Annotated in this window: 14 protein-coding genes; 3 read left to right on the plus strand and 11 right to left on the minus strand. The window is 73.7% G+C overall.

The genetic code is table 11. From position 1 onward, the window contains the following. Together GTW08_RS13970 and GTW08_RS13975 are read right to left on the minus strand one after the other, a co-directional pair. Positions 1–508, minus strand: a 508-nt coding sequence (locus tag GTW08_RS13970) for a putative collagen-binding domain-containing protein (RefSeq protein ID WP_202417153.1), incomplete at its 3' end; no start/stop codon positions are given. Positions 509–666: 158 nt separating this feature from the next. After that, the gene (locus tag GTW08_RS13975; protein ID WP_073575559.1) at positions 667–1,293 is read right to left on the minus strand and encodes a DsbA family protein; all 627 of its coding nucleotides are present in this window, start codon (positions 1,291–1,293) and stop codon (positions 667–669) included. A 104-nt stretch (positions 1,294–1,397) separates the two neighbouring features. Between GTW08_RS13975 and pepN the strand changes: the two genes are divergently transcribed. Continuing rightward, positions 1,398–4,004: an aminopeptidase N gene (gene pepN / locus GTW08_RS13980; RefSeq protein ID WP_161152017.1), complete on the plus strand. Its 2,607-nt coding sequence runs from the start codon at positions 1,398–1,400 to the stop codon at positions 4,002–4,004. 64 nt (positions 4,005–4,068) lie between these two features. Here the strand turns inward: pepN and GTW08_RS13985 are convergent, their stop codons facing one another. The 7 genes from GTW08_RS13985 to GTW08_RS14015 all read right to left on the minus strand — a co-directional run bounded on the left by GTW08_RS13985 (position 4,069) and on the right by GTW08_RS14015 (position 10,608). Next, positions 4,069–4,443 (minus strand): hypothetical protein, encoded by a 375-nt coding sequence (locus GTW08_RS13985; RefSeq protein ID WP_161152018.1) that lies wholly within the window; start codon positions 4,441–4,443, stop codon positions 4,069–4,071. A gap of 117 nt (positions 4,444–4,560) precedes the next feature. Next, positions 4,561–6,120, minus strand: a complete 1,560-nt coding sequence (locus GTW08_RS32995; protein WP_161152019.1) for an ATP-binding protein — start codon at positions 6,118–6,120, stop codon at positions 4,561–4,563. A 100-nt stretch (positions 6,121–6,220) separates the two neighbouring features. Beyond that, entirely contained in the window at positions 6,221–6,892 is a 672-nt protein-coding gene (locus tag GTW08_RS13995; RefSeq protein ID WP_100878505.1) for a response regulator transcription factor, read from the minus strand. 151 nt (positions 6,893–7,043) lie between these two features. Beyond that, a complete protein-coding gene (locus GTW08_RS14000) occupies positions 7,044–7,523 on the minus strand; it encodes a DUF5130 family protein (RefSeq protein ID WP_073575554.1) in 480 nt (159 codons plus the stop codon). Beyond that, on the minus strand, positions 7,510–7,764 hold the full coding sequence (locus tag GTW08_RS14005; RefSeq protein WP_062397046.1) for a hypothetical protein: 255 nt from the start codon (positions 7,762–7,764) through the stop codon (positions 7,510–7,512). Before GTW08_RS14005 ends, GTW08_RS14000 begins: the two co-directional genes overlap by 14 nt. A gap of 11 nt (positions 7,765–7,775) precedes the next feature. Then, the gene (locus tag GTW08_RS14010) at positions 7,776–9,206 is read right to left on the minus strand and encodes a DUF2252 domain-containing protein (RefSeq protein ID WP_073575553.1); all 1,431 of its coding nucleotides are present in this window, start codon (positions 9,204–9,206) and stop codon (positions 7,776–7,778) included. A 52-nt stretch (positions 9,207–9,258) separates the two neighbouring features. Further along, positions 9,259–10,608 (minus strand): UDP-glucose dehydrogenase family protein, encoded by a 1,350-nt coding sequence (locus GTW08_RS14015; protein ID WP_202417155.1) that lies wholly within the window; start codon positions 10,606–10,608, stop codon positions 9,259–9,261. A gap of 101 nt (positions 10,609–10,709) precedes the next feature. On the opposite strand from GTW08_RS14015, the gene GTW08_RS14020 reads away from it, so the two are divergent. After that, on the plus strand, positions 10,710–11,378 hold the full coding sequence (locus tag GTW08_RS14020; protein WP_073575552.1) for a GPP34 family phosphoprotein: 669 nt from the start codon (positions 10,710–10,712) through the stop codon (positions 11,376–11,378). Between the two features lie 4 nt (positions 11,379–11,382). On the opposite strand, the gene rfbC is transcribed toward GTW08_RS14020, so the two are convergent. Together rfbC and rfbB are read right to left on the minus strand one after the other, a co-directional pair. Beyond that, positions 11,383–11,982, minus strand: a complete 600-nt coding sequence (gene rfbC, locus GTW08_RS14025) for a dTDP-4-dehydrorhamnose 3,5-epimerase family protein (protein ID WP_161152020.1) — start codon at positions 11,980–11,982, stop codon at positions 11,383–11,385. Further along, a complete protein-coding gene (rfbB, locus tag GTW08_RS14030) occupies positions 11,979–12,941 on the minus strand; it encodes a dTDP-glucose 4,6-dehydratase (RefSeq protein ID WP_161152021.1) in 963 nt (320 codons plus the stop codon). Before rfbB ends, rfbC begins: the two co-directional genes overlap by 4 nt. Before the next feature lie 71 nt (positions 12,942–13,012). On the opposite strand from rfbB, the gene GTW08_RS14035 reads away from it, so the two are divergent. Then, on the plus strand, positions 13,013–13,239 hold a 227-nt coding region (locus tag GTW08_RS14035), incomplete at its 3' end, for a sugar nucleotide-binding protein (protein ID WP_161152022.1).

Consider the following 13,239-nt stretch of genomic DNA (forward strand, 5'->3'; position numbering starts at 1 on the left):
CCGCCGCGGACCGCACCCGCTCCCCCACCGCCCGTGCGACGGCGTCGGCGTCGGGCGCGCCGTACCCGGCGGCGACGTCGTCGACGACCAGGACCCAGTCGCGGCTCCCGTCCGGGCCCTGCGGGGCCGGGAACCGGGCGATCCCCGAGCTCGCGAGCCGGGCCAGCTCCAGCGTCGTCCCGGTCGCGGGCTGGACCCACCACGGGCGCGCGGTGTCGCCGGAGAGCAGGTCGAGGTCGAGGACCACGTCGCTGCCCGCCGGGGTGTGGCCGAGCACGTAGGACCCGTCCTCGGCCCCGGCGATGTCGACCCGGCTGTCCACCGCCGCGGCCCGCACGGTGAACGCGCCGTCGGAGTACGGGCTCAGCGACGTCCGGGGCACCGCGTCGGCGAGCGCGCCCCGGTCCAGCACTGCGCCGACCGCGAGCTGCCCGCCCACGAGCGTCCCGGCGACCAGCGCCACCGCTCCGAGCACCGACGTCGTCCGCCGCGAGAACCAGGTGTCCACGGCCGGGCACTGTGCGCCCCCGCGGCGCCCGCCACGGCCGAACGGGCGATCCCGTTCGCGATCGCGAGCGGCACCGCCGGGTGATCGTCACGGGTGAGGGGTCCGGTGCCCCATCCGGCACCGGACCCCTCGATCGCGGCGATCACGCCGTCACCGGCTCAGTAGTCGAAGGACGGGTCCTCGGTGCGGGTGCGCTTGAGCTCGAAGAAGTGCGGGTTCTCGGCCAGCAGCCGGGCGCCGTCGAACAGGCGGCCGGCGTCCTCGCCCTTCGGGACCCGGGAGATGACCGGCCCGAAGAACGCCACGCCGTCGACGTGGATGGTCGGGGTACCGACGTCCAGACCCACCGGGTCCATGCCCTCGTGGTGGCTGGCGCGCAGCTTCTCGTCGTACTCGGTGGAGTGCGCGGCCTCGGCCAGCGACTCCGGCAGGCCGAGCTCCTTCAGCGCGCCCGCGATGACGTCGTCGAAGTCCTTGTTGCCCTGGTTGTGGATGCGCTCGCCGAGCGCGGTGTAGAGCGGCGCCAGGATCTCCGGGCCCTTCAGCTCGGCGGCGGCGATGCACACGCGCACCGGGCCCCAGCCCTTCGACATGAGCTCGACGTACTGCTCGGGCAGCTCACGGCCCTCGTTCAGTACGGACAGGCTCATGACGTGCCAGGTGACGTCGACGTCGCGGACCTTCTCCACCTCCAGCACCCAGCGGGAGGTCAGCCACGCCCAGGGGCACAGCGGGTCGAACCAGATGTCGATGCGGGCACGGCCGTCGGCAGCAGGAGTCGTCATACCCGGCGCAACACCGGGCACCGGCCGCGGATTCCACGGGCCGCGCCCCGGGCACCGTGATTGGATGCCGACGACACCACTCCCCCGAGAGGACCCCGAACGACGTGACCCCGCCCAACCTCACCCGTGCCCAGGCCGAGGAGCGCGCGGCGCTGCTCGACGTCTCCACCTACGACGTCACGATCGACCTGACCGACGGCGCCGGAGCCCCCTCCGAGCGGACGTTCGCGGTGACGACCACGGTGCGCTTCACCGCCGCCGAGCCCGGTGGGAGCACGTGGATCGAGTGGGTCGGCGACGGCATCACCTCGGCGACGCTGAACGGCACCGAGCTCGATGCCGCCGCGTGGACCGAGGAGGACGGCCTCGCGCTGCCCGGTCTCGCCGCCGACAACGAGCTGACGATCGTCGCGACCGGTCTCTACACCAACACCGGTGAGGGCCTGCACCGCTTCGTCGACCCCGTCGACCAGGCCGTCTACCTGTACTCGCAGTTCGAGACGGCCGACTGCAAGCGGCTGTTCCCCTGCTTCGACCAGCCCGACCTGAAGGCCCGCTACACCCTCACCGTGACCGCGCCGGAGGACTGGAAGGTCATCTCCAACGCCCCGGCGACGGTCGAGGGCGGGGTGCACCGCTTCGAGCGGACCGAGATCCTCTCCACCTACCTGGTCGCGCTGATCGCCGGGCCGTACGCGAGCTGGCACGACACCTACCGCGACGAGCACGCCGAGATCCCGCTGGGAATCTTCTGCCGCGCCTCGCTGGCCCCGCACATGGACCACGAGCGGATCTTCACCGAGACCCGGCAGGGCTTCGACTTCTACCACCGCAACTTCCGCGTGACCTACCCGTTCGGCAAGTACGACCAGCTGTTCGTGCCCGAGTTCAACGCGGGTGCGATGGAGAACGCCGGCGCGATCACGTTCCTGGAGGACTACGTCTTCCGGTCGCGGGTGACCCGCACGCTCTACGAACGGCGCGCCGAGACGATCCTGCACGAGATGGCGCACATGTGGTTCGGCGACCTCGTGACCATGCGCTGGTGGGACGACCTGTGGCTCAACGAGTCGTTCGCGACCTGGGCGTCGGTGCTGTGCCAGGCCGAGGCGACCGAGTACACGGGCGCCTGGACGACGTTCGCGAACCTCGAGAAGTCCTGGGCCTACCGGCAGGACCAGCTGCCCTCGACGCACCCGATCGCCGCGGACATCCCGGACCTGCAGGCCGTCGAGGTCAACTTCGACGGCATCACCTACGCCAAGGGCGCGTCGGTCCTCAAGCAGCTCGTCGCCTACGTCGGTCTGGAGCCGTTCCTGGCCGGGCTGCGCGACTACTTCGCCGCCCACGCCTGGGGCAACGCCACCTTCGACGACCTGCTGGGCTCGCTGGAGAAGGCGTCCGGCCGGGACCTGTCGGACTGGGGCGCGCAGTGGCTGCGCACCACCGGCCTGAACCTGCTGCGCCCGTCGTTCCAGGTCGACGAGGCCGGGACGTTCACGTCGTTCGACGTCGTGCAGGGCGGCGCCCGGCCGGGTGCCGGTGAGCTGCGCACGCACCGGATCGCCGTCGGCGTCTACGACGACGACCCGGAGACCGGCAAGCTCGTCCGCACCCACCGCGTCGAGCTCGACATCTCCGGCGAGCGCACGGCCGTCCCGGAGCTGGTCGGGCTGTCCCGCGGCAAGCTCGTCCTGGTCAACGACGACGACCTCACCTACTGCGCGCTGCGCCTGGATCCGGGCTCGCTCGCGACCCTGGTGGACCGGATCGGCGACATCGCCGAGTCGCTGCCGCGCACGCTGTGCTGGTCCTCGGCGTGGGAGATGACCCGTGAGGCCGAGCTGAAGGCCCGTGACTTCGTCACCCTGGTCGCCGGCGGGTTCGACACCGAGTCCGAGATCGGCGTCGCGGCGCGGCTGCTGCTGCAGGCCCAGACCGCGACGGCGTCGTACTGCACCCCGGAGTGGGCGCAGGGCCGCGGCTGGCCGCTGCTGACCGACGCGCTGCGGTTCCGCCTGGACACCGCCCCGCCCGGATCGGACGTCCAGCTGGCCGTGGTCAACGCGCTGACCGCCTCGGTGCTGCCGGAGAACACCCTGGACCGGATGAAGGGCTGGCTGCTCGACGTCGACGTCCCGAACGGGCTGACCGTCGACGCCGACCTGCGCTGGCGGCTGCTGCACGCGCTCGTCGCGCACGGGAAGGCCGGGGAGACCGAGATCGCCGAGGAGGCCGATCGTGACGCCACCTCCACCGGGGCGCGGCAGGCCGAGCGGGCCCGCGCGCTGATCCCGACCGCGGAGGCCAAGGAGCGGGCGTGGCAGCGTGCCGTGCACGACGACTCCCTGCCGAACGCGATCAACGAGTCGGCGATCTCCGGGTTCTCCCACCCCGCACTGGCGGCGGTGAGCCCCGGGCTGCTCGACGGCTACGTCCAGCGCTACTTCGACGAGATCGACGGCGTGTGGGCGCGCCGGACCTCGGAGCTGGCGCAGAACGTCGTCGTCGGGCTGTTCCCGTCCTGGGCGGTCGCGGAGCCGACCGTCGCGGCGGCGGACGCCTGGCTCGCCGACGAGTCCAAGCCGGCGTCGCTGCGCCGGCTCGTGTCCGAGGGGCGCGCCGGGATCGTGCGCGCGCTGGCCGCCCGTGAGTTCGACGGTCAGGCCACCCCTGCCCCGGAGCGGACCACCGCGGTCCAGCAGCCCTGACCCACGCACGACGGCGCCCCGGGAGTCCGTGCTCCCGGGGCGCCGTTCGTGTGTCGGGGTGTGGTCAGCGGCGGCGCAGCCACCGCCGCAGCGGGTTCGTCGACGCCGGTTCGTCGGCCGGGCGGAAGCCGGCGCAGACACGCGGTCCGCAGCTGCCGCAGTCGGTGCCCGGTCGGTAGTGGTCGTGCAGGTCCTCCGGGTGACCGCAGGTGCACAGTCCCACCTGCGGGACGACGGGCGCGGGCGGACCGGCCGGGGTCTTCGGCTCGGACGGTGTGCGCGGCCGGGGCAGCGCCGGGACGGGCTCCAGGCCCGTCGGCGGTGTCAGGACCGCGGCCGTGGGGGTGGCGGGGGTCCTGCGGTCGGTGCCGTCGTTCTCGTGCGCCATGGTGACCTCCTTCGTGCCGGCGAACGGCAGCGCGGACGACCATCGCGTCATCGCACCGTGCCGTTGCGTCACCAGTATGAGATCGGGTGGGACGCCTGGGAATGGCTCGCGGCGACGAAAAGACCTGCCGTGGACGGAACGGCAGGTCGTGGATACCTCGCCACCCGATCAGCGGGCCACCGGAAGTGTGAGCACGGCAAGACAGCCACGGGGCGCGTCCACCGTACGGAGCACCAGGGTGCCGCCGTGCTCCCGAGCGAGCTGGGCGCTGATGTGCAGCCCGAGCCCGGAGCCGCCGGCGGCCTCGTCGTGCCGCCCGCGGACGATCTCGAGCTGCTCCTGCCCGTCGGGCAGGCCGGGGCCGTGGTCGCGGACCTCGACGGCGACCAGACCCGGCTCGTCGGCGAGGCGGGCCCGCACCACCACCGGGGTCCGGGGCGCGTGCCGGTCGCAGTTGGCCAGCAGGTTCGTCACGACCTGGCGGGTGAGCGACTCGGGCGCGGCGACGGGGGGCAGGTCGTCCTGGGTGTCGAGGGTGATGCAGCGGCCGTCGCGCAGGTCCACCAGGGTGCGCAGGGCCTCCCCGACGTCGTGCTCGCCGCCGGGGCCCGCACCCGGCGACGGGGTGACCGGGGCGTAGGCCGGGCCGTAGTCGAGCAGGGCGGCGTCGCGCCCGTCGACCATCGGGCCGGCCACCGAGTCCTCGACGGTGACCGGGGTCTGCAGCATCTGGCGGAGCCGGTTCAGCTCGGCGAGCACCGCCTCCCGCATCCGGGCGACCTGCGGGTCGTCACCGGGGCGGGTCGTCAGCAGCTGCGCGGCGCCGGCCAGGCCCGCCAGGCCGTTGCGCAGCTCGTGGTCGCGCTCGGCGGTCTGGCCGGTGGCCCGTTCGAGCAGCGCCGACGCCTCGCCGAGGGTCTCCTGGAGCTGGTCGTAGTCGTCCTGTATCTGGGTCACCGCACGCAACGCCATGGTCAGCAGCGCGGTGAGCACCACGCCCATCCCGAGCACCCGCAGCGACGGGTAGACCAGGCCGTCCGTCGGTTCCCGGCCGGGCACGATCGCCCGGTACAGCTGCGACACCGCGACGATCAGCAGGCCGAGCCCCATCCGGGCCCGGATCCGGCTCGGACGCCGGTAGCCGTCGAGCAGGAACAGCACCGCGACCAGCGCCCAGCCGCTCTGCACCACGATCGAGTAGAGGGGCGAGGTCGCCACCATCCGGGTGAACGGGCTCTCCGCCTGCGATGCGACGACCCCGCCGATGACGAGGGCGACCGCGGCCAGCGCCCAGCCGCCCCAGGCCCCGAGGGCCGGTGGCGGCCGCAGCGCGGCGACCAGGATGCACAGGCTGATCACGAACATGGTCAGCACGGCCAGCCGCGGGGTGCCCGCCGGGTACTGCGGCAGGACCAGTGCGGACAGCGGGAGGAGCACGACGCCGTAGAGCAGGAGGGCGGCCCCGAACCACGACGGACGGGGGTCTCCGGACAGCCGCCCCGTCACCAGCGCGACGATCGCCGCCGCCGAGCCGACCGCGGCCGCCACGAGGGTGAGCACCGCTGTCGCGTCGGACAGGTCGATCCGTCCGTCGACCACCGCGGGGCGGCTCACCGCCACCACGAGGACGGCCAGGACCGCGACGACGAGCACATCGGTCAGGTGTCCGGCCAGGAACCGGGCCCGCCGCTGCGGGCCCAGGAGCGCGCCGAGGAAACCGGACGCCACGTCCCCTCCGCTCCGAAGATGTCGCCGGACTGATGAGATTGCGATGATAGGACTCGTCATTCTCGATGACGTTCGGTGGCGGCGTTGTGGGCCGAACGGGTCAGATCCCGGCGGCCTTGCGGTAGAGCGCGACGGCCTCCAGCTGGGAGCCGACCTCCAGCTTGGTCAGCACCGCGCGGATCTGCGTCCGGACCGTCGCCAGCGAGACGACGAAATGGTCGGCCACCGACTGCGCACGCTTGCCACCCGCTAGGAGGGCGAGGACCTCGCGCTCGCGCTGGGTGAGCCTGCCCAGCTTCTCGTGCAGGTCGCGACGCTCGTGCTCCCGGTCGCGGTGCAGCCGGATGAACTGCTCGCGGCGGCCCGGCGGCATGATCGAGCGCCCGGCGTGGGCCTCGCGGATGGCGCTGAGCAGCGCCGGGAACGGCGCGTTCTTGGGGACGAACACGAACCCGCCCGCGTCCAGGGCGGCGCCGACCCGGCCTGCGTCGGAGCTGCCGGACAGCACCACCACCCGCCAGCCCGCCTCGCAGAGGGGGCCGACGAGCCGGACCCCGTCGATGCGGTTGCCCTCCGGGTCACGCCCCAGGTCGAGGTCGAGCACGATGAGCCCGGGCGTGACGCGCCGGGCGTGCTCCAGCACCGCGGCGGCGGAGCGGACCGGCTGGAAGGTCGCGTCCTCGCCCTCGGCGCGCAGGTTGAGGGCGAGAGCGGACCCGACCAGCTCGTGGTCGTCGACGATCAGGATCGGGCTGCCGGTGGGGCCGCTCACCGCTCGGTCCTCCCGCTGGGCACCATGGGGGACACCTTAGAGCCGGTGCGCCGATCGTGGTGGCCCGCGAGTGACGGACACGCGGGCACCGCACTGTCCACGGACGCGACGGGGTGTCCGCCCGTGGTGTCCACCGATGGGAAACCCCAGCTCAGGGGCGACTGCCGGCCTGGTCCGCCAGCATCCTCAGTCCGGACAGGATTCCACCGAACAGATCGCCCTCCTTGAAGGACGCGACCATGCTCATGAGAGCGAGCTTGGCGCCGCGGTCGGGGAGGCGGACCTTCGCCTCGGCGCCGGTCACGATCTCCAGCAGGCGCTGCTCGGGGCTCACGGCGACGAGCACCGCGTCCTCGTGGTCGTCGACGCGCCCGTGCAGGTCGACCGCGGTGGCCCGCGCGTCGGCACCCAGGTCGCCCAGGTACAGCGCGAACCGCAGGCCGGTCTCGCGGCTGGCCAGGTACAGGGCCTCGTCCAGGCGGGTCAGCTGCACCGGGGTGAACGGGTGCGCGGCCGCGGACGGCTCGACGAAGTTCTCGGCCACCGACAGGCGACCGGAGTTCGTGACGACCGACCCCTCGGGCAGGTCCTCCTCGTTGCCGGTGAAGACGGCGAGGTCACCACTTGCCACCGGTACCTCCTCGGGTGTCGCCGCCCTCAGACGGGGCGGTGTCGCCGTGTCCGGCATGCGCGGCGTGGTGCCCCGCGGCGGACGGCTCGGCGATCCAGAACAGCGGCTCGTACGGCCAGGGGTCACCCGCGTTGTAGCGGGGGCGGTTGCTCCGGTTCCGCACCGCGATCCAGCCCCAGATCGCGAAGTACAGGACAGCCGGCGCGACCACGAAGACCAGCAGGGTTTCGACGACGGTCACGGGGCCAGAACCTAGCCGATCGCCGTGCCCGGCACCTGCTCAGGTGTCCGATCCGACAGCCGCCCGGACCGCACCGCGCGGACCAGCGCGTCATGATCGGCTTCGGTCTGGTCGGCGTAGGCCCTGGCGAACGTCGCGAGCGCCGCGGCCACCTTGCCGCCCTTCCCCAGGTAGCCGGCGATCATCGACGCCCCCGAGGTGCGAGCGTGCCCCTTGGCGAGCAGCCTGCCGCAGACGTCGGCGTAGTCGGCCAGCGCGGGGGCGTCGAGGGTGTCGGGGACGATCGCGCCCTTCATGTCACGGAACTGGCGGACGTAGTACTGGCGGCCGTTGATCGTCGTCCAGCCCAGGAGCGGGTCGGAGACGGTCTGCAGGGCCTGTTGGTACTCCACGACCCGCTGGCCCTGGTGGGCGTGCCAGGCCTCGCCGCCGTGCACCCACGGCGCGACGACCGACCGGCGTGCCTGCTTGAGCTGCAGGAACAGCACGTCGTCGGGGCTGGAGCCCTCGCAGAGCACGAGGTAGGCGCGCAGCCCGACCGAGCCGACCCCGACGACCTTGTGGGCGACGTCGACGGCGTGGTAGCCGCCGAGGATCCGGCTCCAGTGCGGCGGCAGCGTCGCGAGGTACCCGTCGAGGGCGGCCAGGATGCGCGCGGTGTGCTCGCCGTCGGGGTGGGTGATCAGCGGTGGCTCGGTGACGATCCGCCGCGCACCGCCCTCCTCGGTCACGAACCGGGGCAGCGCACGGTCGCTGGTGCGCCGGCGCGCCCGTTCGGCGGCCTTGTCGATGACCCGGCGCGAGGTCTTGTGGTCGGCGTCCGAGCGCAGGGTGTCGATGTCCATGATGTCGAACGAGCGGGCGAGCAGCGGCTCGTCGGCGAGGTGGCGCAGGTGCTCGGCGTAGGAGGTCACGCAGCGGGTGGCGGCCTCGCCGCACTGCTCCTCGGTCGCGCCGGAGTCCCGGCCGGCGACCCAGGTGGAGGACACCAGACGTCGCAGGTCCCACTCCCAGGCGCCGGGGTGGGCCTCGTCGAAGTCGTTGAGGTCGAAGACCAGGTCGCGCTCGGGCGAGGCGTAGAAGCCGAAGTTGCCCAGATGGGCGTCGCCGCAGATGACGGGGTGCACGCCGGTCTCGGGCAGCACCGCGAAGTCCGCGGCGTGCAGGGCGGCGGCGCCGCGCAGGAACGCGTGCGGGGATGCGGTCATCCGCTGGATCCGCAGCGGGACGAGCTCGTGCACGCGCCCGGCGTTCTGCGCCTCGACGACGTCGACCGGGTCGGCCCGGCGCAGCTGCGCGGACCACTCGGCGAGCCCGGACCGGGGCGCGACCTTCCGCAGCCCCTTGCCGATGCGGTAGCGCTCGGCGCGGGGCGTGGAGGCGCGCTGCAGCGAGCCGAACGCCGCGCGGTCCGATCCGGCGAGGACGGGGTGCGAGGTCACGCCTGCGTTCTACCGCACGGCGGGCCCCGGAGCCCGCGCGGTGGGCCCGGGCTCAGACGTTGCGCCTGCCCAGCGCGCGGTAGGTCCAGCCCGCGGACTCCCACGCCTCGCGGTCCAGGGCGTTGCGGCCGTCGAGCACCCGGCGGGTCTTCACGACCTTCCCGAACGAGCCCGGGTCGAGCTCGCGGTACTGCTTCCACTCGGTCAGCAGCAGGACGGCGTCGGCGCCCTCGGCGGCCTCCTCCGGGGTGTCGACGCAGTCCAGCTGCGACCAGTGCCGCCGCACGTTGGGCAGCGCCTGCGGGTCGGTCACCCGGACGTTCGCGCCCTGCAGCTGCAGCTGCGCGGCCACGTTCAGCGCCGGGGAGTCGCGGATGTCGTCGGAGTCGGGCTTGAACGCCGCGCCCAGCACCGCGATCCGCTTGCCGAGCAGGGAGTCGTCGCACACCTGGCGGGCGAGCTCCACCATCCGGATCCGGCGCCGCATGTTGATGTTGTCGACCTCGCGCAGGAACGTCAGCGCCTGGTCGGCGCCCAGCTCGCCGGCGCGGGCCATGAACGCCCGGATGTCCTTGGGCAGGCAGCCGCCGCCGAAGCCGAGCCCGGCGTTGAGGAACTTGCGGCCGATCCGGTCGTCGTGGCCGATCGCGTCGGCGAGCTGCTTCACGTCGGCGCCGGTGGCCTCGCACAGCTCGGCCATCGCGTTGATGAAGGAGATCTTGGTGGCGAGGAAGGAGTTCGCGGCGGTCTTGACCATCTCCGCGGTGGCGTAGTCGGTGACGACCTTCGGCGTGCCGTCGGCGACGATCCGCGCGTAGACGGCGTCCAGGACCTTCTCCGCGTCCACCGCGGTGTCCGCGCCGGACAGCGACGGGACGCCGTAGACGAGCCGGTCCGGGTGCAGGGTGTCCTGCACCGCGTAGCCCTCGCGCAGGAACTCGGGGTTCCACGCCAGCGCGGCACCCGGCACGCGGGCGGCGACCTGCTCGGCCAGCCGGGCGGCCGTGCCCACCGGCACCGTGGACTTGCCGACGACCAGCTCGCCGGGCCCCAGCACCTCGATCAGCGACGCCGTCGCCGCCTCGACGTAGGTCAGGTCCGCGGCGTACTCGCCACGACGCTGCGGGGTGCCGACACACACGAAGTGCACCGCGGCGCCCCGGGCGTCGGCCATGTCCGAGGAGAACGACAGCCGCCCCGAGTCCAGCGACCGGCGCAGCAGCTCCTCGAAGCCCGGCTCGAAGAACGGGACCCGGCCCGCGGCCAGCGACTCCGCCTTCGCGACGTCGACCTCGATACCGACGACCTCGTGGCCCAGCTCCGCCATCGAGGCCGCGTGCACGGCTCCGAGGTAGCCGCACCCGATGACCGACAGCTTCAGCGGGGTGGTGTTCTCCGACATGGCCGGAGGTTAGCTGCCGCCCCGGACGGGCTGTCGCAGACGTCGGGCAGTGTGCGTCCCGGTGACGCCGAGGTGTCGCGCCGGCACTAACGTCCTCGCCCGTGCGGACCCTGCTGCTGGCCGAGGAACTGCTCCTGCTGGGGCTCGACCGCTCGACCGGCCGGATCGGTGACCGGTTCGACGGGCGGGTCCTGCCCGTCGCGCTGGTGCGCGACCTGGTCGACGCCGGCGCACTGCACCTCGACGGCGGGGACGGCCCCGACGGCGGCGACACCGTGACGCCGTCGGGCGGGGAGCCCGACCACCCCGCCCTGGCCGCGGCGCTGGCCGCGGTGACCCGGGACGGCACCGACACCGGCTCGCACGCCGTGGCCGCCACCGCGGCACACCTCGCGCGGACCCCGGCGGGCTCGGCGGGCGGCGCCGTGGGGCAGCTGGTCGCCGACGGGGTCCTCGCCGCGCAGGAGTACCGCCGGTTCGGGCTGTTCCGCCGGGTGCTGCTCACCGAGCAGGACCCGGAGCCGGCCCGGGCGCTGCGCACCCGGCTGGCGTCGCTGCTGGTCACCGAGACGGCGCCGGGCGGGCACGACGGCCTGCTGCTCGCGCTGCTGGGGCTCACCGACCTCGCCGGTGACGTCCTGCCGCCGGAGATCGACGCGGAGACGCGCGGGGTCGCGCAGCACCGCGCGGCGCTCGTCGCGGAAGGGGCGGCGCGCGACCCGTTCGTCCGGGCCTACTTCGCGGTGCGGTCCGGGTGGGCCGGGAACTGAGCCGCTACCCGCGCAGCTCCGCCAGGCGGGCGCGGCAGCTCTCCCAGGCCGGCAGGGCGCCCGCGGCGAGGGCCTCGTCCAGGGTGGGCGCGGCACGGTCCTTGTCGGACAGCACCGGCTCGACCCCCTCGGCCCAGGGCAGCGCGAGGGCCGGGTCCAGCGGGCTGATCCCGTGCTCGGCCGCCGGGGTGTACGACGTCGAGCACAGGTACCCGACGACGGTGGTGTCGGCGAGCGCCTGGAAGGCGTGCCCGAGCCCCTCGGACAGGTAGACCGCCCGCATCGAGGCGGCGTCGAGGTCGACGGCCTCGACCCGCCCGAACGTCGGCGACCCGACCCGCAGGTCCACCACGACGTCGCGGACGGCGCCGGCGGCCACGTAGAGGTACTTGGCCTGGCCGGGCGGCACGTCGGCGTAGTGCACGCCGCGCACGACGCCGCGCGCCGACACCGACTGGTTGGTCTGGGCGACGGTCAGGTCGAACCCGAGCGCGTCGCGGAACGCCGGGCCCTGGAAGGGCGCGGTGAACGAGCCGCGGTGGTCGGCGAAGGTGGTCGGCTCGAACAGCCAGGCGCCCTCGATCGACAGCGGGGTCGCCTTCACGCCCACCAGCTCCGGTGGTCGCGATACCAGGCCACGGTGGCGGCCAGGCCCTCGTCGAACGGCACCCGGGGGGCGTAGCCGAGCTCGTCGCGGATCTTCGACCAGTCCACGGCGTAACGGCGGTCGTGCCCCTTGCGGTCGGCGACCCGCTCGATGCGGTCCTCCCCCACGCCGACGGCGGCGAGCAGTGCGCGGGTCAGGTCCAGGTTGGTCAGCTCGGTGCCGCCGCCGATGTTGTAGACCTCCCCGGCCCGGCCCGCCGTGGCGGCCAGGACGATCCCGCGGCAGTGGTCGGAGACGTGCAGCCAGTCACGGACGTTGAGGCCGTCGCCGTAGAGCGGGACGGTGCCGCCGTCGAGCAGCCGGGTGGTGAACAGCGGGACCACCTTCTCCGGGAACTGGTACGGCCCGTAGTTGTTCGAGCAGCGCGTGACCACCACGTCGAGGTCGTGGGTGCGGTGGTAGCTGCGCGCCAGCAGGTCGCTGCCCGCCTTCGCCGCGCTGTAGGGCGAGTTCGGCTCCAGCGGGTGGGTCTCGGGCCACGAGCCCGACGCGATCGAGCCGTACACCTCGTCGGTGGAGACGTGCACGAACCGGCCGACGTCCGCGTCCAGCGCGGCCTGCAGCAGGACCTGGGTGCCGACGACGTTGGTCGTCACGAAGTCCGCGGCGCCGGTGATGGAGCGGTCCACGTGGGTCTCGGCGGCGAAGTGCACGAGCAGGTCGGCACCGCCGTCGAGCACCTCGGTGACGCGCCGGGGGTCACGGATGTCGCCGCGCTCGACCGTCAGCCGCGGGTCGTCGGCGACGGGCGCGAGGTTCTCGATCCGGCCGGCGTAGGTGAACGCGTCGAGCACGGTCACCCCGGCCCCGGCCAGCTCGGGGTGCTCCCCGCCGAGCACCTCCCGGACGAAACAGGACCCGATGAACCCGGCCCCGCCGGTCACCACGATGCGCACGTGCCCTCCCCGCTCACTGTCCGGCCCCGCCAGCGTGTCAGAGTCGGCCCCGACGATCGGGAGGTGGGCGCGTGCGCGCGTGCGTGCTGGGGGCGAACGGGCAGCTCGGGCGGGCGCTGGTCGCCGCACTGCCCGGCGCGGTGGCACTCGACCGTGCGGCGCTGGACATCGGCGACGCCGACGCCGTCGCCGCGCACGACTTCACCGGCGTCGACGTGCTGGTCAACGCCGCCGCCTACACCGCCGTCGACCGGGCGGAGACCGAACCGGGCGCGGCGTGGCGGGCGAACGCGGCGGG

Origin of the sequence: Pseudonocardia sp. SID8383 (assembly GCF_009864975.1) — a bacterium.
Taxonomy (GTDB): domain Bacteria; phylum Actinomycetota; class Actinomycetes; order Mycobacteriales; family Pseudonocardiaceae; genus Pseudonocardia; species Pseudonocardia alni.